Here is a 20,416-nt window from a genome sequence, read left to right on the forward strand (position 1 = left end):
TTCCCGACTGAAAACCTTCACTCCGGTTGAAGATAAATGGCATACTCCATTGCGCTCGCATTAGAAAAATTCAAGAAATTTTCCGGTGGGGCCGAATCCTATGCGCTTTCCCTGGCCGAAACCTTGATAAGCCGGGGCTGGAAAGTGCATCTCTATGGGCAATCCTGGGACGGTGTGCCGGAGAAGGCCATCTTCCATCAAATCAAGGTGCCGGAATGTCTGCCCTCCTGGGCGCAGATGCTTTTCTTCGCCTTCAGGCATCGACAAATGGCCCGGAAGGAAAAGCATGATGTGGTGGTGGGCTTCGGCAATACCATTTACATGAACGTCTACCAGAGTCATGGCGGGGTGCACCGCCATTCGACCAGGCGCAAGTGTTATTCGATCCGCAATCCGTTTCTCAGGTTCCTGAAGCGGCTGCTTATTTTTTTCTCCCTCAAGGACAAGGTGCGGAACTGGATCGAGTCCGCTCCGTTCCGGCAGTCTCCTCCTCCAAAAATAATCGCCATCTCGCAGATGGTCGTCGATGATATCGCCGCATATTTCAAATTTCCCAAAGATCAAATTTCACTCATCTATAACGGAATCGATCTTGACAGATTCAATGTGGGGTTGCGAAATCGGTTGCGGGGAGAGTTGCGGAAGAGGATCGATGCAGCTGACGATCAGGTCGTCTTTCTCTTTCTTTCATACACGCTACGCAAAAAGGGCATATTCCCTCTCATTGACGCCGCCGCGATCCTGAACGAAAGGTATAAAGGGAAATTCAAGATCCTGGTGGTCGGGAAAGAACCCCAGCGGAGTATCCGGGAGGCGGTCCGCAAGGGGGCACTCGCCGAGACCATCCTGTTCCATGGGCCCACGAAGACGCCGGAGGTGTACTTTGCCAATGCCGATGTCTTTGTCCTGCCCACCTATTACGACACCTGTTCCCTGGTGACCATCGAGGCCATGGCCTGCGGGCTGCCGGTGATCACCACGGAGTACAACGGCGCCGCCGGAATCATTGACTCAGGGCGAGACGGCCATGTTGTAAAGCATCCTCCCTCTCCGGAGGAGCTTGTAAAGGTGATGGCCGTCTATCTTTCGTCTGATAACCTATCTGGAATGTCTGCCCTGGCGGCTCGGAAGGCGCAAAAGTTTTCCCTGGCGGCGAACCATGAGGCGGTTATCAAGGTCTGCGAAGAGGTCGCTTCGGCGAAGCCCACTGGGTGATGGTTTCGGCGGCAGGTAAGACCTTACCCCTTGGGTGTTATCCTGATGCCATCATCCTTGACGGTGATATCGACATCGCTTCTTTGGGCATGGATAAAATTGAACAATTCCTCGCGCGTCGGGTAGCCGGGGTCTGTTCCAAAAAGGCGGGCATCATCGATGATTATGGCGTGATGCAAATTCTCCATGGCGAGGATGGTTCTCAGCTCTTCAAAAATCGGGGTCTCTTTCTCGCCCAACGCTGTTTCTCCTCCCGAGTAGTGACCATCAAGCCAAAAAAGCGCGGGCTTGTTCAGCAGCGGCAATAGTTTGGCCAATTCCTTGCCGCTATCGCCGTGAATGATCTCAACGTGTTTCTGCGATCTGAACCGCTCTTTGGCCTTCTTGAAGAGAGGCTCGCTCAGTTCAATGGAATAGACTCTGTCAAAAGCACCTTTCATCGCCTCAACCATGTCGCCGTAAAATGTGCCGCTCTCGACCAATATTTTCAGCCCGTGGCGCTGGGCGCATTCAATGAGGTTGTTTTGTTTGACGAGATGGGGGGGCGGCGCTGGTTTGCCTTTTTGTTCCCATTCGAGAAGTTCTTTTTTTAAGCGTTTTTCTTTAACTGCAATGCGCAGTCTGCGGAGAGGGGGAAATTTTGAGAGAAAGTTTATGATAACTTGCATGCAATTTTTTCCTTATCGGGCAGGGGATCCTTATCTTTTCCTGGCCCAAAGATGGTAGCCGTAGCACAACAGTTCCGCTGAGCCGGAGTCCAGGGCGCTGAATCGCTGGAGCATGAATCTGACGATGAGCATCGCTAATTTTTCATACAGGCGGGCTTTTTTCCCTGCATAGCGTTTTGCGATGGAATCCGTTCTGCCCAGTTCCTGGGCGACAAACTCGAAAAAATTACCATTCGCCGTGAGTTCGATTACTTCCAGCCCATTGCCGGGGAGGTGCTTTCGATACCAGTAGGCGTTGAGGCCGGAACTGAAATGGTAGGGAGAAAAGTGGGTCAGGGAGCAAAACGGGGCGGTAATGATAAGGGCTCCATTCGGCTTCAGGAGCCGGGAGAATTCTTTTACCGCCGCAATGGGGTCCGGGACATGCTCTAAAACCTCGATGCACATGATCGCATCAAAGGAAGAATCCGGTTCCGGTATCGCAGCGATATCGGAAACGATGTCCAGTTTTCCATAATCGAAATCATTAACCTGCAGCCCCGCAGAGTCTCCGGCGCCGTCATACTGGGCAAAATCCTGAGAAACGTACTGCAGGTGCCGGCAAAATTTTCGATATTGCTGGGTTCCGGCCCCGGCATCAAGGATTCGGCTTCCCGGCGGCAGGGCCCGCAGGGTTTTTTCCAGCCAGGCTTCGCGGTTCTGTTCATTATGCTTGCCGACGTCAGGGCGCAGAAACCGGATAAGGTTTTTCATGTGCATGTGTTTGCTCGCTTTCCGTTATCTTCAAGAATTGCCCAGGCAACACGTTAAGGCAAAAGCGTGTTGAAGTACTTTTTCGACTTTCTGAACTTCTTTTTCCAGTTTTTCTCCCTCAGTTTGTCCCATTGTCTGCCGTCGAAATCCTTGCCCTGATGCGTGCTGCACCAGTTGTGGTGCACAACGCTTCTGCCGCAATAGCCGCTTTTCCACTTCTGGCCGTCCGGGTAGCGTGCGTCGGTAAGCCAGGCCGGGCGGATGATTTTTTCCATTCGCAGGTAATACTCAAGATCTTCGGCAACGCCAACGGGCCAATCGTCTTCGTCGAAAAGGCCGATCTGTTCAATCATTTCCCGGCGCACCATGAAACAGACGGCGGAGCGGTCGGTTTTTACGAAGGGCAGAAAGAGTGGGAGTGATTTTTGGGCGATCATCCGGCAGAATGCGTCATGGCCTCCCCATTTGCCGTATATGGAGTCGATGCTCTCCTCGATGGCCTCGGTGCTGAAGGGGCGGCTTGGGTCCACCCGGTAGCTCTTTGAGAGCGCATGTGCTTCCTTAAGCTCCTCCAACACCAGAGAGCCGTTCTCCATGGTAGCCACCCAGCCTATTCGTTCTTCGCTCTCCATGGCTTCCACCATGGGTTGCAGCCAGTCCGGGCCGACAAAGGCATCGTTGCTCTGGATCACATAATAGTCATAGACGAGTTTTTCCGGCGGAATATTGTCCGGCGCGAACTTAAGAATCTGGTTCCAGGCAATGGCCACGCCGAGATTGCGCGGGTTTTTCCGGTAATGGATGGGGAGAGGGAAGTTCGCGAAATCGGCGCGCAGCATCCCGGCGATGTCCTCGCTTGAGCCGTTGTCGATGATGAGCAACGCAACATCAAGGTTGAGTCGGTCAATTTGCGTATTTCTTTTGAGATGGTTCAGGCAGGCGCGGGTCATTTCCAGATTGTTCAAAACAGGTATGCCGATGAGAAGAGATTTCATTTTCCCCTATCCCTTGAGCCCCGGCAGTAGAGCGGGGGCGCGCTTGATAAATTGCACGTCCAGTTCCTGATGGGCGCTTGTATTGTTAAAACCGGCGAATTTTTCCAGATCAATGACGTAACCGGCATTCCATTTCTCCAGGAGGTGATCCTGGTGGATGTTCCCGGCCAGATTTCGGTTCTCGGTCTGCACCCTGTTGCAGGGAAGATTCATGATCTTTGATTTTCGATACGCCACCCCATGCCGTTCCGCGAAAAGAGGCCTGAAGCACTGCAGGCGGTCTTCCAGCGAGTTCGGCGCCGAGAAAGGGATCAGGGTAAGCATGGCCACCATTTCCTGGCGTGAAAAAAGATGCCCGTCAACGGACAAGGGATATCCCCAATCCAGCAGGCCATCCTGCCACTGCCAGGTTATTTTGTCGGTGTCGGCGATCACCCTCTCCCGGAGCGGCGGCAAAGGCTGCGGCCGGCCGGTGGTATAATTTCCCGTGAGGTTCAGCCCCAGGCGCAGACTGGGGACGAAGCGGTCCGTGTCGAACCCGAGCAGGTCGTGCAGATCGATTTTTTCAGTGACAATGATGTCGTCGACAAAGAAAACGACTTTGCCTTCCGGGCAATCCGTCAGCAGGGAGATGAGATCTTCCCTAAAGGAGCCGCCGCTTTGTTGCCGATGAAAGCGGATGGGAAACCCGTTGCACAACCGCGCAAGCTCTTCGTAGGATTGCTGGTGCGCGGCGTTCGAGGTATGAAAGAGAACGTGCGTCGTTATGGTCGGGGTGATTTTCCCGTACAGGGAGGCCAGAAAAGCGTGGAGTTGCATGGCCCGGTCCTTTGAAAAAACCAGGCAGGCGGCATTGGGATCGTTTTTTTTCTCCCAGGCGCAGCGGGCATTATAGAGGGAGATGAGATTGTCCCGCAGGCGGAGCGTTTCCGAAAATTTTTTTTCGGTGACAGCCTTGATTTTAAAAGGACTGAGCAACCGGTCGGCAAAGCCGCAAAGGTGTTGGCGCATCCTGATTATCCCCTCGCGAGCAGACCCAGTTTCTTCTTGAGGAGATACCCGGTGGCCCCGAAGAGATGGGGGCCTGTCCGGAAAAACTCGATTTTATCCTGAAAAAGCCTTCTCAGTGGTTCGTTTTCCGGCAGATTCAGGGGGCTTGGTATGTTGCTGCCCTCCAGGGCCGCCTGCAGGAGGCCTATCCGCCACAGGTTGAGGTTCTCTCCCTCCAGGATGTCATAGTATTTGGGCGGCAGATCCCGGTAGAGAACAAGCGGCTCCCCCATGAACCAGAGTTCCCCGCCCGCGGCAAGCCGATACCACATCTCGATGTCCTCGCCAATGGGAGGGCTGAGTGCTTCATTGAAAAGGCCGCATTTTTCAAGCGCGGCCCTCCTGATCATCACAGAGGAGGCAATGAAGCAGTTTTCCCGCAGCAGGAGATTGATGTCGATCCTGCCGTAGGGGATTTTCCGGTGATACAGCGGGAGATGATCCGCAATATCCGTCGGAGAGATCGGCTCTCCCTGCCAGCGGTAGCCATTGCTCCCGACCATGGCGCAAGCTGGATGGCTTTTCAGGAACGCCAGCTGTCGTTCCAGCTTTTCCGGCAGCCACAGGTCGTCGTCGTCAAGGATGGCCACATATTCGGCATTCCCTTGGGCAATGGCCCGGTTACGCGGCCTGGCGGGAAAGCCGGCATGCTCGCCGCAGAGGTAGGTGAAGCGGCGATCAGCCAGAAGGGGCTCGATGCACGCCTTTGTTTTCGGGTCGCAGCCGTCTTCCGAGATCCAGCACCGCCAGTTCTTGCATGTCTGCTCCTGAACGCTTTTGAGGGTAAGGGGCAACAGCTCGTAACGGCGATAGGTGGGGACGATAATGTCAATCAAGGTATCTTCGCGCAACGTGGTCGATTTTTTCGATTGTTGTTTTCGGGAGGCTGGTCAGTCCGGTTGTTCGTGCTGCATCAGGTGCAATTTTTTATAGGCGCCTTCCGCGACAAGAAGCTCCTCGTGTTTGCCCTGCTCAACGATCACCCCGTTCTGGATGACAATGATCCTGTCCGCATTGCGGATCGTGGAAAGGCGGTGGGCGATCACCAGGGTGGTCCTGCCCCGCATCAGATTCTCCAGGGCCTTCTGCACCTCGCGCTCCGATTCGGTGTCCAGGGCTGAAGTCGCTTCGTCGAGAATCAGGATCGGGGCGTTTTTGCACAGGGCCCTGGCGATGGAGATCCGTTGCCGCTGTCCGCCGGAGAGCCTGGAGCCGGATTCGCCGATGATTGTATCAAAACCATCCGGTAATTGCTCGATAAAACCCAGGGCATTGGCCGCTTTTGCCGCGGCCCTGATCTCGGCGTCGGTCCGGGTCGGGTCGCCATAGGCGATGTTATTTCTGACCGTATCGTTGAAGAGGATGGTGTGCTGGGTGACAACCGCTATCTGTTCCCGGAGGGAACGCAGGGTTACGTCGCGGATATCCTGACCGTCTATCCTGATTGCGCCGCCGGTCACGTCGTAGAAGCGGGGGATAAGGTCGGTGAGGGTCGTCTTGCCGCCGCCGCTGGTGCCGACCAGAGCCACCACCTCGCCGGCTTTCACGGTCAGATCGATTCCCTTGATCACATCCTTTTCCGCGGCATAATGGAAGCGGACGTCCTCTAATCTGATCTCCTTCCGGAAGGGGGGGAGCTCGCCGGCCTGGGGGGTGTCGATGATGTCCGACTTGGTGTCGAGAAGCGTAAAAACGCGCTGGGACGCGGCCATGCCGTGCTGCACCGGGTTATTGACCCTGCTTAACCCCTTGATGGGCTCGTAGATCATGATCAGCGCCGTGAGAAAGGAGAAAAAGGTGCCGGGGGTTGAACTGCCCTGCAGCACCTGGCGCCCCCCATACCAGATGATCCCGCCCATGCAGATGCCGCCGATGATTTCCATGATGGGGTGGGAAAGGCTTTTGACCTGGGCGTCCCGAAGCCATGAATCATACAGCCGTTTGACCGTGGCGGCGAAGCGGCCCACCTCATACTCCTCCCGGCAGAAGGCCTTGACGATGCGGGTGCCGGTCAGGGTTTCCTGCAGGAAGCTGATGACCACGGCGCCGATTTGCTGCGTTTTGAAGCTGATTTCCCGGAATTTCTTGCCGAACTTGTAGATGGGCAGGGCGGCCAGCGGAAGAATGATGAGAGACATCAGCGCCAGCTTCCAGTCCTGATAGAGGATCACCCCCAGCAGCCCGGCAACGGTGAAGAAATCCTTCATGATCCCGATCAGCACCGAGGAAACGCCGGCCTGCATCAGTCCGACATCTCCGGCAATCCTGGATATCAGCTCGCCGGTGGGGGTTTTGTTGAAGAAGGAAAGGGGCAGTGACTGGATATGGGCATAGACCCTGGTCCGCACCTCCATGACGATCCGGTGCCCTGTCTGCTCCATGAGGTAGGAATAACAGTAGTAGAACACTCCCTTGACAAGAAAGATCATGACCAGGGCCAGCGGCAGGAGATTGAGCATGGCCTGGTTTTTCTTGAAGAAAATCTCGTCGAGAAGCGGTTTTACCATGTAGGCTTGCGCCGAAGAGAGCACCGAGACGGCGACCATGCTCAACACCGCCAAGCCGAGCCGGCCGCGATGGGGCTTTATCAGCTGGTAGACTCGGGAGAGGATTTCTTTGTTTTTCATGGAGGCATTGTCTTGCAAAGATGGCCCGGGGCACTGCATGGGGCGATACGGGAATCTTCCGGATGCGCGCGAAGCCGTATCCGCATGTTGCAACGCAGGCGAATGAGGCAAATTTTCCGGATTGTATGTCCACCGATTACTATATGATCAGGGGGGCTTTGTCAAACAATAATTCCTGCCCCTTTTGCCGGACGGGCGAGGTCCATGCCGCGGGAAACGCGGCCGGCGTGCGAAACTTCCGACAATTCCGGGGAACGGTCCGGGAGAAAGCGAAGGAGGGGTTGCGTTTCCTGCTCAAAAGCCCCTGAGCAGTTCGGTGGAGAGATACCTCTCTCCGGTGTCGCAGAGCGGGAAAACGATCTGTTTTCCGGTGAACTCCGGACGGCTGGCAAGCTGCAGGGCGGCCCAGGCATTGGCCCCGGAGGAGATGCCGCAGAGAATGCCTTCCTCCCTGGCGATCTTCCGGGCCGTCTCCATGGCCTCCTCATTGCCCACGGTGATGATCTCGTCGATGATTCCCCGGTTCAAAACCTTGGGGACAAAGCCGGCGCCGATGCCCTGAATTTTGTGGGGGCCGGGCGCGCCGCCGGAAAGAACCGGCGATGCCGCGGGCTCGACAGCCACGACATGGAGAGAAGGCTTTCTGTGCTTGAGGACTTCGCCCACCCCGGTGATGGTGCCGCCCGTGCCGACGCCGGCCACGAAAACATCGATGCCGCCATCGGTGTCGTTCCAGATCTCCTCGGCCGTGGTGCGGCGGTGGATCTCCGGGTTGGCCGGGTTGGCGAACTGGTTGGGCATGAAGCTGTTTCTGGTGCCGGCCAGAAGTGCTTCCGCCCTGGCGATGGCCCCGCGCATTCCCTCGCCGCCCGGGGTCAGGACCAGTTCGGCGCCCAGATGCTTGAGCAGGGCGCGGCGCTCCATACTCATGGTTTCCGGCATGGTCAGGATGAGGCGGTATTTTTTGGCGGCGCAGGTAAAGGCCAGCGCGATGCCGGTGTTTCCGCTGGTCGGCTCGATGATGGTGGTGCCGGAGGTGACCAGACCCTGGGCTTCGGCCGCGCTGATCATGGCCACGCCGATCCGGTCTTTGACGCTGCCCAGCGGGTTCTGTGATTCCAGCTTGGCAACAAGCCGGACATCAAGACCCGCGCCCAGGCGGGAAAGGGCGACCAGGGGGGTTTTGCCGATAATGGCGGTGATGTCGTGATGAATTCCGTTCATGACAGAGGCTCCGGAAGATGGGGGTATGCCCTTTTTCTGGACACGGGGCTGTATCCTGAATGGCTAGAGCAGATGGGAGAGCACTTCGCAGCCCCGGCAGATTTTCATTTTTTCCCGCCAGCTTTTCTGGGCCTTGCATTCGCAGATGGTGCCGTTGATGAACCAGCAGAGCTTGCCGGCCTGAAACTCCCAGGCAGGGCATTGATTCCGGCGCTCATCCGGGCACATCTTGATTTCCCAGCAGGGCCTCGGCCCTCCTTCTTCCTTGTTGCGCTGACGGGAAAGAAGGAAGTAGATCTGTCTCTCCACATGGGGCGGCACCGCCCGCCAGCCCTGCTCGTAGCCCTGAATGGCTTTCACTGAAGCGCCCAGCAGTTCGGCAATCTGTTTTTGGGTTTTTCCCAGTTTTTTTCTGGCTTCCAAGAAGTCCTGTTTTTCCACCTGGCTCACCCGGCAAAGAGAGGATCGATCGGTTTCAGAATATCCTAATAACTACCACGACGTGGTAGCGTGTTGTCAAGCAAAGAATCGTATTGGCAGGCGTTCCCTGGCAAAGCGCCCTCCGCCCGCCTTGGCGGCCTTGCGACCTGTGGCGCCGGGGAGGCACGGACGTGCAGGGAAGAACGGCTCAGGTCAGTCTGACCCAGCGGCCGGAGTTGTCTTTGCTGACGGTGATTTCTTCGGAATGGCCTTTTGGGATCTTGCTCAGACCATTGCGCATGGCGCCGGAAAAATTTTCGCAGATGCCTATGCTCCTGTCAACCAGTTCCAGGGCCTCCTCCCTGCCCAAGCCAAGGATGCCGCCATATGTGAAGATGAGGTCGGCCAGCTCCACATCGGTTCCCTTGAAAAAGGCGGAGGTGAGGGCATTACTGAAGACGACGAGGTTTTGCAGGTAGAGAAAGGCGTCCTGACTTTTTCCCGGTTTCGGGGGTTCCGTTTCCATGCAGGAAACGATTCTTTTGGAAAAATTCCAGAAGGTTGCGATCTCCTGGCCGATCTGGCTGTAGGCAAGACCCTGCAGCACCTTGCGGCTCGAATGCTCTTCGGAGTAACCCTTGCGGACCTGCTGTTCGATGGCGTGATACAGTTCCGGCAGATAGACCAGCACCACGATCTTGCCCAGGTTGTGCAGCAGGGTGCAGATGTAGGCCTCTTCCGAGGAGAGTTTCAGCTTTTTCAGCTCGCAGTAGATTTTGCTCTGGGTGGCGCTGATGAGCGAGAGGGTGAAGACCCCGGCAATCTCGTCCTTCTCGGAGCCGGCGTTCACAAACTCCTCGAAAAGAGCCATGGTGGTGGCCAGTTGCCGCAGGGTATCGAAGCCGACCACGGTGACGGCCCGCGAGATGGTGCTGACCGGCGTTCCCCGGGAGTAATAGGCGGAGTTGACAACCTGGAGTATTTTGGTGCTGAGGGAGTAATCCTTGAGGATCGCGTCGGCCAGTTCATGGGCGGTGACGCGGCTGTTGCCCAGGAGGGAGACCAGCTCCATGACGTGATCGGACATGGCCGGCAGGGAGTCCATGTTGACCAGGGAAAAGATTTCCAGCAACCGCTGCCGGGTATGGTTGTCTTTTTTTTCCGCCATCTGCCGAAGGTATCCGCTTCCGTTGCCGGGTCTTGAAAGGGGGACGACTATACGATGCGGTTCAGGGTAAAATGTTTTTCCTGCTTTCGCAAGGTTATTGCATCGTCGTGACGGGGTCGGAGGAAAATGGTCTGCCGGCGGGCGGCTGCTCAGCGACAGGGAAGACGCCGGTACTGGATGGCTTCGGCGAGATGGCCGGGATCAATGGCCGGGCTTGCCGCGAGGTCGGCAATGGTGCGGGCGATCTTCAGGATCCGGTGGTAGGCCCGGGCGGAAAGGCCGAGGCGGGCGGTGGCCTGGCCGAGCAGATCCAGGCCCGCTGCGTCGAGCCCGCAGTGGCGCTTGAGATCGGCAGGTCCCATCTGGCTGTTGAAGTAGATCCCGTTTCTGTTTTTAAACCGCTGCTGCTGGATCCGTTGTGCCCGGCCGACCCGTTCCTTGATGGCGGCTGAATTTTCTCCGCTTGGCCCGGCGCGCAGTTCCTCGATCTTCACGGCGGGTACCTCCAGATGGATGTCGATCCGGTCCAGGAGCGGCCCGGATAACCTGCTGCGATAGCGCTGGATCTGCACGGCGCTGCAGGTGCATTCCTTTTCGGAGCCCAGGAAAGAGCAGGGGCATGGATTCATGGCCGCCACCAGCATGAAGTCGGCCGGAAAACGCAAGGACTGGGCGGCGCGGGCGATGGTCACATGGCCGTCCTCCAGGGGTTGACGCAGCACCTCGAGCACGTTTCTTTTAAATTCAGGCAATTCGTCGAGAAAAAGCACGCCGTTGTGAGCGAGTGAGACCTCGCCCGGCCTGGGGTTCTGGCCGCTGTCAATTCCATAAGTTGCCGAGACTGTCATAATGGATGATTTATCCCTTGGAAATCCAGCAGTGATCGCAATTCAACTTACCTGACTATTTTTAGCATTCTTTGAGCGTATGCACAAAGAAATATGGGATTGTGATAAAAGATAGTGGGACAGGCTTGCATTTAATACGAAATAGTGAGACAAATTTACTATTGAGGAAAAGTGTATGCCTGTCCGAAAGATACCAAAAAACTTCAGGTCCGTTACCGGTTTTTTCCCGAGCGTGAAGAACGGCCGGAGCGTTGCCTTTGAATCTCGGCTGGAAAGGGATTTCTTCCTCCTGCTCGAATTCGACCCTGCCGTTGCCACATATGAAGAACAGCCCCTCGTCCTGGAAGGGAAACTGGCCGGGAAAAAGCTTAAATACACTCCGGACTGTTTGATCACCTATCGCCATCGTAGTCCTCTCCAAACCATCGTTGAAGTCAAATACCGAAAGGACCTGGAAGAAAACAAGGAAGACTTGCTCCCCAGGTTCGACCTGGCCAAGTCGTATGCGGAAGAAAACGGCTTGGCGTTCAAAGTCATGACCGATGAGGATATCCGCGGCAATTTTCTTGATAACTGCAAATTCATCTACGGCTTCAACCGCCAGCCCACGGACTTCGGCCTCCACGCGGAGAAGATTATTCGGGCGGTTCAGGGCGTCGGCGGGATCAGCCTGGTCGATCTGCTGCAGCACTGCGCGAAGGACAGAGCCGAACAGCCAGTCCTTGTGCCTGTAGTCTGGCATCTCTGTTTCAAGGGCCGCCTCGCGTTGTCGGATGTCGAGCGGCCCATAGACAACTCTACAATTCTGAAGGTGGTGGATGGGCGTCCATGATTTGAAAAAAGGCGGCAGACTTATGGTCGGCGGTGAGCCCTATGAAATTATGGGGCCGTATGATTTGCAGAGCGTGACGATCAAGAATGTCGGCACGGGCGAAGTCAAGATTGTCGCAGTGGCGGACTTGGGGGAGATACTGAAAAACGGTGACGGGACGTCGCTGCCTCCGCCCGATGAAATGTCGGATGAGAATCTGGCTGTGGCCAGGAAGCGCTTCGAGATAATCGCCCCGGTACTCGGAGAAGGGCGTACCAGGAAGCAGGTGGAGCAAAGAGCCTCGGTATATAGGGTGGGCGCCTCGACCATCTATCGCTGGATCAAACGCTACCTTGCGACCCAGCAATTGAGTGCCCTATCTCCCTCCTTCGACCTGCGAGGCGGGAAGGGGAAGTCACGGCTCGATCCTGCGGCGGAAGCCATCGTGCAGAAGGTTATCGAGGACTGTTACCTGACGAGACAACGCAAAGATGGCACTGAGATATGTCGCGAAGTTGCCATGCGCTGCAAGTCGGCAGGCGTTCGGGTTCCCCACGCAAATACTATCAGGAACAGGATCACTGCGCTGCCCGATAAAGAAGTCGTCAAGCGGCGTGAGGGCAGCAGGAAAAGCTCAAGGATTTTCAGTAGCGTGGAGGGGACGTTCCCCGACGGGAAATACCCCCTTGACGCCATCCAGATCGACCACACCATTCTAGATATCATGCTGGTCGATGAAGTTCACAGGAAGCCGATAGGGCGTCCATATATTACTCTTGCCATGGATGTGTCTTCTCGATTCGTTTACGGGTTCTACCTCTCCTTGGACCGTCCGGGGTTCTTTGCCGTCGGCCAGGCCCTGGCGATGGGTATACTTCCAAAAGACCCACTCCTGAAAAGGCTGGGTGTCGATGGAGCCTGGGAGATATTCGGGCTCCCGAAGGCGATTTTCGCCGACAACGCTGGTGAATTCCGGGGGGAGGATATCAAAGCCTTCTGCGAGGAGTACGGGATCGAGATTGCCTGGAGGCCTGTGGCTCGTCCTCAATTCGGCGGCCACATAGAGCGACTGGTCGGGAACCTCAACAATGCGATCCACAATCTGCCCGGCACAACTTTTTCCAATGTTACGGCCCGGGGCGATTACAACTCCGACAAGGAGGCAGTGTTCACGTTCGCCGAACTGGAGAAATGGATTGTGCATTATCTGGTCGACGTCTATCACAACAAGGATCATTCCACCTTGGGGATGTCCCCCCGCAAGAAATATGAAGAAATGATCCTGGGAACCGAGTCCGTACCCGGGATCGGACTCCCTTCAGTCGTTGACGACGAGGAACGCCTCCGGGTCTCCTTGCTTCCCTCCTTTCGCAGAAGGATCAACAGAGAGGGCGTGGTCAGTGATGGCATACACTATTTCCACGACGTGCTCAGGAGGTATATAAGCCAGTCTGGCCAAAAAACGAGCAAGGACAAATTCACCTTCCGGCAGGACCCACGGGATATCAGCAGAGTTTATTTTTATGATCCCGGGTTGCGTCAGTATTACACGATTCCTTACAGGAACCTCGGCTATCCGCCCATGTCGATTTGGGAGCTGCGTGAAGTGCGCCGCAATCTCCGTGATAAAGGGTTGGGGAAGCCAAACGAGCATCAGATATTTCAGGCCCATGAGAACTTGAAAAAACTTGAATTGGAGGCGGCGGCCAAGACCAAACTGGCCAGGCGCGGCGGTGAGGCCAAGAAGCAGCGAAAGGCAAGCCTGACAGATGAAAGAGACCATGCCGAAACCCTCAAAAAAGAGGGGAAGGTCTCGCGCGGGGCCGTGGCCGAGTCTATGGATGCCAAATTGGACGAGCTGTTTGCCAACGTCAAACCGTTCCAGGGAATCGAGGTCTTGCGGGACCAAAAGAGGAAATATGAAGACTACTGATAAAACTCATCTCGACAACCTTCTCCCTGAGGCGCGGGGGATCGTCGGAAAAAGCGATAGGGAGAGGATTGAGTATATCGAAAGCGACAAGTGGATTCCCTATCCGCGAGCCAATCAGATCCTCGAAAAGATGGATGCGCTCATGAGGGCGCCCAATAGGTCGAGAATGCCCAATTTGCTTGTCGTCGGGGACAGCAATAATGGGAAAACGAGCGTCGTCAAGACGTTCTGCCGCAACCATCCTCCCACCGATGGCCTTCTAGGGGACGCATATCCGGTGGTCTATGTCCAGGCGCCCCCTGTTCCGGATGAGCGAAGATTCTATGATGAAATATTCTCCGTCCTGATGGTGCCGTTCCGCCACAGGGATGCGCCGTCTCAGAAACTGGACGACATCAAATACTACTTTGAGAAGATCGGAACCCGGATACTCATCGTCGATGAGATCCACAACGTACTTAGCGGGTCTATGATCAAGCAGCGCGCTTTCATGAACGCCCTGAAGAATCTTGGGAACAAGATGATGATCCCGATCGTGCTTGTCGGGACCAAGGATGCTCTCGTGGCCACCAGCACCGACATGCAGATCAGCAGCAGGTTCAAGCCGATCCGCCTGCCCCTGTGGAAGCTGGATATGGAGTATGCCCAAATGTTGGCCAGCATCGAGCAGACGTTGCCGCTCAAAAGGCCGTCCAACCTTGCATCCAAGGAGCTTGCGCCTGAGATCCATCGGCTTTCCGAGGGACAGATAGGGGAAATCGTCAGTGTTGTCTCCGAAGCCGCGGTAATGGCCATCAAGAACGGTTCGGAACGAATAACCATGAAGGAGATCAAGGCCTGCGAGTTCATCCTTCCTTCCCAGCGGAGGACGCTGGCCGAATTGGAAGTTGTCTAGGATCGTCTACAAAATCCGGCAGAGGAAATACGCCGAGGCCGTGTTTCCGATCAAAGTCCGGCCTCAAGACGATGAATTGCTCAGTTCCTGGCTCATTCGGGTTGCTCTTGCGCACCGGACGATGCCTACCACCTTTACCAATCTTTATCTCCCCGAAACCAGAAACAAGCTTTGGGCCTCAGACCTGGATCTTCATGCGGACAGGCCTCTTCTGGAGAACTTGTCCCGTAAGAGTGCCCTTTCGGTGGAAGAACTCCATGGTATGACCCTGCGGAGCTATGAAAGCATGCTGTTTGAGCGTTTGTACGCGAAAAGCGGGGGAACACCCTTTGTCCTGCCTTTGCGGATGCGAGGGCGATATCCAAAGAGCCATGGTCTGCGGTTTTGCCCGTACTGCTTGCGGGAAGATAGGGGACCGTATTTCAGGAAGAAATGGCGGCTGTCATTCTCAACTGTCTGCCTGACGCATGAATGTTTTCTGCTCGATGAATGTGGTCGTTGCGGTGCGCCGGTAAGTCTTTACAAGGGATGTAGGCAGGGACATTCTTCGAGATGTAGCAGATGCGGGTACGACTTGAGGCGGTGCAATTCCTTCAAAAGGTTGCCAGCTCGAGGAGAGGGAATGGAGGCTATCCGGTGGCTTTATGGGATCGTTGACTCTGGTTACGTCATGCTGGATGGGGTGCCAGTATACTCGTTTCTTTTTTTTAGGGTGTTGCGCCACTTTTGGAAGGTGGTTTGCGTTTGGGGAAGGGATATCGGGTTTTTTGGGGCCGAGGGGAACCCTTTTATTGGTGATGTGATGAAATGTTGGGACAAGGCGCCGATAGAAGCACAGTATTTTGCTTATGCCGGGTTAGGGCGACTATTTCAAGCATATCCGTCAGAGGTTATAGCTTTTTGTGTGGAGAACGGGATTGGAAAAACTGAGCTGGCAAGAGATATGAGGGATGTGCCGTTTTGGTATGCGGAAGTTTATTCGCTGGCTTTGACGAAGAGTAACTAGTCGGCAGGGAATATATACTTCGCGATAATTGATTGATCTCTAACGACGATTCGCTGAGTGGAAAAAGCGCGTCGAGTAGTTTGTTCTCTCCTATCCTCATCAAGTCTGTAGCGATAGAGGAAATAAGGAATTAGGCAACGCCGCAAGGTCACGGGCCACACATATCCATTTGGTCTTTTTTTCATACCATATTCTTTGGCAATAACCCCTTGTTGGGATATCGAGAGATCGGGATTCGGGACGATTTCGATCATTTCAGTTTCCAGCCAATCTGCATCTTCGCCAGCATCATCGGGTAGTGGAATATCGCCAGAGGAAGCAGAACTAATCCGCACAAGAACAAGATCAACGTATGCCTTCCGTTTAGCGTCGTAGGCGCGCACGTGCCAGCGGTAGCCTGCCCACGCCAAGGCGTGCGGCCAGACAGTGCGTGTTGTGACACTTGGAGCAGAAAACGATTGATATTTGATTTGGCACCCACACTGCCCGTGAATGGCTGCAAGTATTTCCTGTAATACCTCGCGGCCCACTTGGCCTTGCGGTTCTCCCAGCACCTCGCACGCCACAGGCGAGCCCATCTCGGTCATAATAATCGGCGAAGGGTTGTGCGTATAGAGTTTGAGAAGTGCGAGATATTCCTCTGGGCGTCCGGTGGAGAATCTCGCTTGGAATTTTTTGCGGGGTCGGTATGTGCGCCTAGAAATATCGTACCAGATATTGTCGGGGAAATAATGCTGGTAGTCCCGCACTTCGCGGGTGAAGTGGTTCGGGGTTACTCTGAATTGGGCGCACACATCCTGCCGATTGACTTGTCCCTCCCATAACAGCCGAGCTTCAAAAAAACGTAGTCGTTGTTGTTGGGCGTAACTCAGCGATGCCGGCCAGTCAGATTTGGCTGGCTGATCGACTCGCCGGCTTTTAGTTATGTTGGTGGTCATATTGGGTGTCCGTGCTAATCATGACGAGTATATTGCTCGTCATGATTACAATAAATATATTGATTTTGTCAATTATTATGATAATGTTTAACAAAAGTCAACAGAAGAGAAAGGTGTGTTCCTGTGACCCACTCAACAACAACAGACTGGCTCAACGCTCTGGGGTACTCTGGCTCCCCGGAAGGCCTTTATCATCGTGGCACTCCTGTGCCAGCTACTCATGCTTATCGCGGTGAGATCGAAGAGCTCTTTGGTTCTACAGGGATCATTCATGCAGCCGCAGTTTTCGATGTGGATGGGGTTCCTACGATCTGTTTCATTGAGGATGATGGTCGTTTCGCGCAGGATCCGGATGCACTTGATCGCATCCGGGAGAAAATCTGGAATCAAAATTTAATTTCCATCGTCCTGGTGGTGCGCGAAGGCGATGCCTTGGCTGTGCCAGTCAATCGGCGCGACTTTGTTGGCGAAGAACTTTTACGGGGGCAGGCTCATGAGGCAGGTCCTTATTCCCTCCGCGATGTTCAATCAGGTGGTGCATTTCGTCGTCACCCCGACTGGTTTACGGCTGAATCCCGCGTGGATTGTGTCTTGTTGCGCAATCTCTCTCTTATTGTTCTGGATCTTGAGAGATATGGCCTCAAAAAGGTGGATGCCCAATACCTTGTGGCGCAGGTTTTGTTCGTCTCCTACCTTGAGCACCGGGAAATCATCGGAGAAACATATCGCACCAAACATGTGCTTGGTTGTCTCAAAGATCTGGTGGCTGCGAGAGATCGTCCCGGTATCGCACGGTTGTTCTCGCAGCTTAAACGAGATTTTAACGGTGACTTTCTCGAGCCGGGGACTAAAGGTTCGGTGTTGTGGAAGACGCTTCCCGACGAGGCACTCGTTCGGCTGAATGAATTTCTAAGTCGTATGGATTTAGAGTCGGGTCAGCGGAGTCTATGGCATTACGATTTTCGCTATATTCCAGTTGAGCTCATCTCCGGTATTTATGAGACTTTTTTGTCGGAAGAAAAGCGGGATGTCGGTGCTTATTACACCCCCCGCCATCTTGCAAATCTGGTCGTCGACCAAGCGTTTGCTGGCTCTCCAGATATTCTCGGGGAACGTATCTATGATGGCGCATGCGGGTCTGGAATTCTTCTGACAACGGCATATCGTAGGATGCTTGCCTACGCCGAGGCTCAAAATAAGCATCCCCTTCCGTTTCGGGACCGTCGCAAACTCTTGGAAGAGCATATCTTTGGCTCTGATATTAATGTTTCGGCCTGTCGCGTCACCGCTTTCAGTCTTTATTTGTCGATCCTGGAAGGGTTGCAACCGGCGGATATTGCAGAACTACAAGATAATGAAAATGTCAAACTGCCGTCCTTGCGCGAGAAGAATATTTCGGGAGGACCAGATGTCGGTGATTTCTTTTCTGAAAAGAATCCCCATGCTTGCGCAGGAAGATTCACGATTTTCCTGTCAAATCCACCATGGGTTGAGCCTAAAAAAGGCGAATTTCTCAGCAGCGACCAATGGGCCAAGGATAAAGGCATCCAGATTCCTCGCCGACAAATGGCAAGTGCGTTTATGCTGCGGGCGCGTGATAGTCTCGCACAAGGCGGCCGCGTATGTTTGATTTTGCCTGCCAGTGTTGTGGCAGCTCCGACCAGCGCTGCTTTTTTCAAGACTTGGCTGGATAACTACCAGCTTGAAACACTCATTAATTTCGGAGATCTGCGGAAACTGCTGTTTAGTACAGCAAAACAACCTTGTGTCGTAGCGATCGCTACGCCTCGGCCCGAACCTTTGCTTGGGAAAATTCCAAGGACGGAAACTTTTGAGTATTGGGTGCCGAAGGCTGATATCAGCTTCGCGTTCGGTCGTCTTACCCTCCACGGCTCTGATCGACATTTTTTATCAACCTGGACCGTCCGCCAGAACAACGAACTGCTGACAACGCTTTTCTGGGGAACGGGGCGCGATGTTTCTACCATTGCCAGCCTCCGTTTACAGGGCACACTTGGCAATTTTATTGACAGTAACGAATCGTGGCTCACGCGCAAGGGTTTCCATAAGCACGACAAATCCATTCTTGATCCTGTCTCATCCCATCCGCTACAAGAACTGCCATACCTCGATGCCAAGCGTTTTGTCGTCGATGGACCTGTGTTCGATCAACGGTTACTGTCGGCTTTTCCTGACAATATCGAGACAGTCGCTCGCTTACCCGAGGACCTTTTGGAGATTTTTGAAGGGCCGAAGATCGTTTTTACAGACGGGATTACAAGCCACCGGAGCATTCGGGCGGCGTTTTCTAGGAGGGCTTTTTCTTTCAGTAGCAGTATCGGTGTTATTGCTGGCCCGAAAAAGGATGAGGCCCTTTTGCAGTTCGTGGCAGCTTACTTGCATTCGAGTCTCGCACAGTATGTGCTACTCCTTACAGCCTATCAGATCAATTTTGAGCGGGAGCGCGTCACTCTCGGTGATATTAGGCAACTACCGTTCATTCATCCTGATCGGCATGCCAATCCTACTCGTGCCTGGAGCATCGTCGGTGAAGTTGCAGAACACATGCGCACGCTTGATGAATGCAATAATTTTTTTCTTCGGCAATATGATTCCCGTATATTAGAGCCATTAATTTTTGAATACTTCAATCTGAATTCCACGCAACAGGCGCGAGTGCGCGAGGCCGCAGGCAAGATTGCCCCGAATCTTCAACCCAGTTCGATAGTGGGCTTGGAGACCCCATTGCAAAAAAGGCCGAATCGATCCCATCTCAATGAATACGCCCAAGCGCTCCACGCCGAAATCCATGCATGGCGGAAAGCCAGAGGCGGTCTTGGCGACGTCACAGTGGCGATCAGCGTTAATTCAAGTAAGATTTGTGGGCCTTTAGGTGTGGTGCGGGTGGACCCTGCGATGAAAAAACAAAAAGGTGATTCTGGAATTATTCACGCGACTGCAAATGATCAAGCAGTCAATCATCTATTGCAGCACTTAACGGAACAACAGTTGCTACCGCTAGAAATTCAGAACAATCTGTATCTGGCCACGGATGTGGTGATTCGCACGGGGAATACGATATATTTGGTAAAGCCGCTTATCACTCGTTTTTGGTTGAGCTCCGAGGCATATCGCGATGCGGAGCGTATAGTCCGCCACGTACTTTTGACCAAGCCAGAAGTGGAGGCGAACCGGTGAGCCAGCGGTATTCTTGGGAAGAGTTGTTTCCGGCCGAAGAAACAAAAAGCGCCGCACTGTTTCTAGTAACAACGTGGAATCGGATCGCGCAAGCACAGCCCATCAAGGTTCGATATGCAGAGGATGAGCCAAAACTTACGGAAAAGCTGTGTTATTACCTCGTGCTGTTTAGTGCGGATTCTGGGTTAACCGGGGCTTGGGTTAATGAAGCACAGAATGTTCTTTTATCGGAAGAAGGTGAGTTGCTTGATCGGATCAAAAAAGATATCACATATTTCTCCAACGCATCAGAAAAACGGTTGGAACTGATTTTTGAATTTAAAAAGTTTTCGCGTTCATCACTTGCCGAATATCGTGGGAAAAACGGCATGTGTCGTTTCGTTGATGGCAATTATGCCATTAATAGGCCTCTTGCGGTTATGGTGGGGATTCTCAATGGTAAGGATAATGCTGCAATAGACGCATTGTGTAATTCTCTGTCGAAAGAAAAGATGCGTATCAAGCTCATGATGGTAGAAGACAGCAATGATCGGTGTATTCGTCGACCTTCCGAGGCAATTCCAACGATTGCTGAGTTTGATACGGAGCACCTGCGCCCCTTAGAAAAAGCGGCGCAGAACGGCACTACAACGCTTGCTCACATATTTTTGACGTGTGGAAACTGAAC

Annotated in this window: 18 protein-coding genes and 1 pseudogene; 8 read left to right on the plus strand and 11 right to left on the minus strand. The window is 54.1% G+C overall.

The features are described from left to right. The first annotated feature begins 36 nt into the window (after positions 1–36). Positions 37–1,215, plus strand: coding sequence for a glycosyltransferase family 4 protein (locus ACUUL3_RS03705; protein WP_448554699.1), 1,179 nt, complete (start codon positions 37–39; stop codon positions 1,213–1,215). A 23-nt stretch (positions 1,216–1,238) separates the two neighbouring features. On the opposite strand, the gene ACUUL3_RS03710 is transcribed toward ACUUL3_RS03705, so the two are convergent. From ACUUL3_RS03710 to ACUUL3_RS03755, 10 genes are all read right to left on the minus strand, one after another. Further along, complete coding sequence (locus tag ACUUL3_RS03710; protein ID WP_448554700.1) at positions 1,239–1,883, minus strand: hypothetical protein; 645 nt, start codon at positions 1,881–1,883, stop codon at positions 1,239–1,241. A 30-nt stretch (positions 1,884–1,913) separates the two neighbouring features. Further along, positions 1,914–2,636 (minus strand): class I SAM-dependent methyltransferase, encoded by a 723-nt coding sequence (locus ACUUL3_RS03715; protein WP_448554702.1) that lies wholly within the window; start codon positions 2,634–2,636, stop codon positions 1,914–1,916. Positions 2,637–2,689: 53 nt separating this feature from the next. After that, positions 2,690–3,631, minus strand: a complete 942-nt coding sequence (locus ACUUL3_RS03720) for a glycosyltransferase (protein ID WP_448554703.1) — start codon at positions 3,629–3,631, stop codon at positions 2,690–2,692. Positions 3,632–3,637: 6 nt separating this feature from the next. Continuing rightward, a complete protein-coding gene (locus ACUUL3_RS03725; RefSeq protein ID WP_448554705.1) occupies positions 3,638–4,642 on the minus strand; it encodes a hypothetical protein in 1,005 nt (334 codons plus the stop codon). Positions 4,643–4,647: 5 nt separating this feature from the next. Continuing rightward, positions 4,648–5,517 carry a glycosyltransferase family 2 protein gene (locus tag ACUUL3_RS03730; protein ID WP_448554707.1) on the minus strand — a complete coding sequence of 290 codons (870 nt, stop codon included), beginning with the start codon at positions 5,515–5,517 and terminating at the stop codon, positions 4,648–4,650. Positions 5,518–5,571: 54 nt separating this feature from the next. Further along, positions 5,572–7,308 carry a lipid A export permease/ATP-binding protein MsbA gene (gene msbA / locus ACUUL3_RS03735; protein ID WP_448554709.1) on the minus strand — a complete coding sequence of 579 codons (1,737 nt, stop codon included), beginning with the start codon at positions 7,306–7,308 and terminating at the stop codon, positions 5,572–5,574. A 294-nt stretch (positions 7,309–7,602) separates the two neighbouring features. Then, positions 7,603–8,532 carry a cysteine synthase A gene (gene cysK / locus ACUUL3_RS03740; protein WP_448554711.1) on the minus strand — a complete coding sequence of 310 codons (930 nt, stop codon included), beginning with the start codon at positions 8,530–8,532 and terminating at the stop codon, positions 7,603–7,605. Positions 8,533–8,595: 63 nt separating this feature from the next. Further along, positions 8,596–8,973 carry a helix-turn-helix domain-containing protein gene (locus tag ACUUL3_RS03745; protein WP_448554712.1) on the minus strand — a complete coding sequence of 126 codons (378 nt, stop codon included), beginning with the start codon at positions 8,971–8,973 and terminating at the stop codon, positions 8,596–8,598. Between the two features lie 187 nt (positions 8,974–9,160). After that, positions 9,161–10,120 (minus strand): HDOD domain-containing protein, encoded by a 960-nt coding sequence (locus tag ACUUL3_RS03750; protein ID WP_448554714.1) that lies wholly within the window; start codon positions 10,118–10,120, stop codon positions 9,161–9,163. Between the two features lie 149 nt (positions 10,121–10,269). Next, positions 10,270–10,968, minus strand: a complete 699-nt coding sequence (locus tag ACUUL3_RS03755) for an ATP-binding protein (protein WP_448554716.1) — start codon at positions 10,966–10,968, stop codon at positions 10,270–10,272. Positions 10,969–11,200: 232 nt separating this feature from the next. Between ACUUL3_RS03755 and ACUUL3_RS03760 the strand changes: the two genes are divergently transcribed. The 5 genes and pseudogenes from ACUUL3_RS03760 to ACUUL3_RS03780 all read left to right on the plus strand — a co-directional run bounded on the left by ACUUL3_RS03760 (position 11,201) and on the right by ACUUL3_RS03780 (position 15,613). Continuing rightward, a complete protein-coding gene (locus ACUUL3_RS03760; RefSeq protein WP_448554718.1) occupies positions 11,201–11,800 on the plus strand; it encodes a TnsA endonuclease N-terminal domain-containing protein in 600 nt (199 codons plus the stop codon). After that, positions 11,787–13,712 (plus strand): Mu transposase C-terminal domain-containing protein, encoded by a 1,926-nt coding sequence (locus ACUUL3_RS03765; protein ID WP_448554719.1) that lies wholly within the window; start codon positions 11,787–11,789, stop codon positions 13,710–13,712. The genes ACUUL3_RS03760 and ACUUL3_RS03765 overlap by 14 nt, the downstream gene beginning before the upstream one ends. Then, the gene (locus ACUUL3_RS03770; protein WP_448554721.1) at positions 13,699–14,607 is read left to right on the plus strand and encodes a TniB family NTP-binding protein; all 909 of its coding nucleotides are present in this window, start codon (positions 13,699–13,701) and stop codon (positions 14,605–14,607) included. The genes ACUUL3_RS03765 and ACUUL3_RS03770 overlap by 14 nt, the downstream gene beginning before the upstream one ends. A 40-nt stretch (positions 14,608–14,647) precedes the next feature. Beyond that, a pseudogene (locus tag ACUUL3_RS03775) lies at positions 14,648–15,076 on the plus strand (TniQ family protein); the annotation flags it as partial. 153 nt (positions 15,077–15,229) lie between these two features. Then, a complete protein-coding gene (locus ACUUL3_RS03780; RefSeq protein WP_448556517.1) occupies positions 15,230–15,613 on the plus strand; it encodes a hypothetical protein in 384 nt (127 codons plus the stop codon). Here the strand turns inward: ACUUL3_RS03780 and ACUUL3_RS03785 are convergent. Further along, on the minus strand, positions 15,610–16,551 hold the full coding sequence (locus ACUUL3_RS03785; RefSeq protein WP_448554723.1) for a WYL domain-containing protein: 942 nt from the start codon (positions 16,549–16,551) through the stop codon (positions 15,610–15,612). The genes ACUUL3_RS03780 and ACUUL3_RS03785 overlap by 4 nt on opposite strands. 123 nt (positions 16,552–16,674) lie before the next feature. Between ACUUL3_RS03785 and ACUUL3_RS03790 the strand changes: the two genes are divergently transcribed. Together ACUUL3_RS03790 and ACUUL3_RS03795 are read left to right on the plus strand one after the other, a co-directional pair. After that, positions 16,675–19,749 (plus strand): HsdM family class I SAM-dependent methyltransferase, encoded by a 3,075-nt coding sequence (locus ACUUL3_RS03790; RefSeq protein WP_448554725.1) that lies wholly within the window; start codon positions 16,675–16,677, stop codon positions 19,747–19,749. Next, positions 19,746–20,414 carry a hypothetical protein gene (locus tag ACUUL3_RS03795; protein ID WP_448554727.1) on the plus strand — a complete coding sequence of 223 codons (669 nt, stop codon included), beginning with the start codon at positions 19,746–19,748 and terminating at the stop codon, positions 20,412–20,414. The genes ACUUL3_RS03790 and ACUUL3_RS03795 overlap by 4 nt, the downstream gene beginning before the upstream one ends. Positions 20,415–20,416: the final 2 nt, after the last annotated feature.

This window comes from Thiovibrio sp. JS02 (assembly GCF_053485635.1).

Bases quoted from the DNA above. Each gene is read 5' to 3' on its own strand.
- ACUUL3_RS03705 (WP_448554699.1), top strand. From the start codon at position 37: ATGGCATACTCCATTGCGCTCGCATTAGAAAAATTCAAGAAATTTTCC.
- ACUUL3_RS03710 (WP_448554700.1), bottom strand. From the start codon at position 1,883: ATGCAAGTTATCATAAACTTTCTCTCAAAATTTCCCCCTCTCCGCAGA.
- ACUUL3_RS03715 (WP_448554702.1), bottom strand. From the start codon at position 2,636: ATGAAAAACCTTATCCGGTTTCTGCGCCCTGACGTCGGCAAGCATAAT.
- ACUUL3_RS03720 (WP_448554703.1), bottom strand. From the start codon at position 3,631: ATGAAATCTCTTCTCATCGGCATACCTGTTTTGAACAATCTGGAAATG.
- ACUUL3_RS03725 (WP_448554705.1), bottom strand. From the start codon at position 4,642: ATGCGCCAACACCTTTGCGGCTTTGCCGACCGGTTGCTCAGTCCTTTT.
- msbA (WP_448554709.1), bottom strand. From the start codon at position 7,308: ATGAAAAACAAAGAAATCCTCTCCCGAGTCTACCAGCTGATAAAGCCC.
- cysK (WP_448554711.1), bottom strand. From the start codon at position 8,532: ATGAACGGAATTCATCACGACATCACCGCCATTATCGGCAAAACCCCC.
- ACUUL3_RS03750 (WP_448554714.1), bottom strand. From the start codon at position 10,120: ATGGCGGAAAAAAAAGACAACCATACCCGGCAGCGGTTGCTGGAAATC.
- ACUUL3_RS03755 (WP_448554716.1), bottom strand. From the start codon at position 10,968: ATGACAGTCTCGGCAACTTATGGAATTGACAGCGGCCAGAACCCCAGG.
- ACUUL3_RS03765 (WP_448554719.1), top strand. From the start codon at position 11,787: ATGGGCGTCCATGATTTGAAAAAAGGCGGCAGACTTATGGTCGGCGGT.
- ACUUL3_RS03770 (WP_448554721.1), top strand. From the start codon at position 13,699: ATGAAGACTACTGATAAAACTCATCTCGACAACCTTCTCCCTGAGGCG.
- ACUUL3_RS03780 (WP_448556517.1), top strand. From the start codon at position 15,230: ATGGAGGCTATCCGGTGGCTTTATGGGATCGTTGACTCTGGTTACGTC.
- ACUUL3_RS03785 (WP_448554723.1), bottom strand. From the start codon at position 16,551: ATGACCACCAACATAACTAAAAGCCGGCGAGTCGATCAGCCAGCCAAA.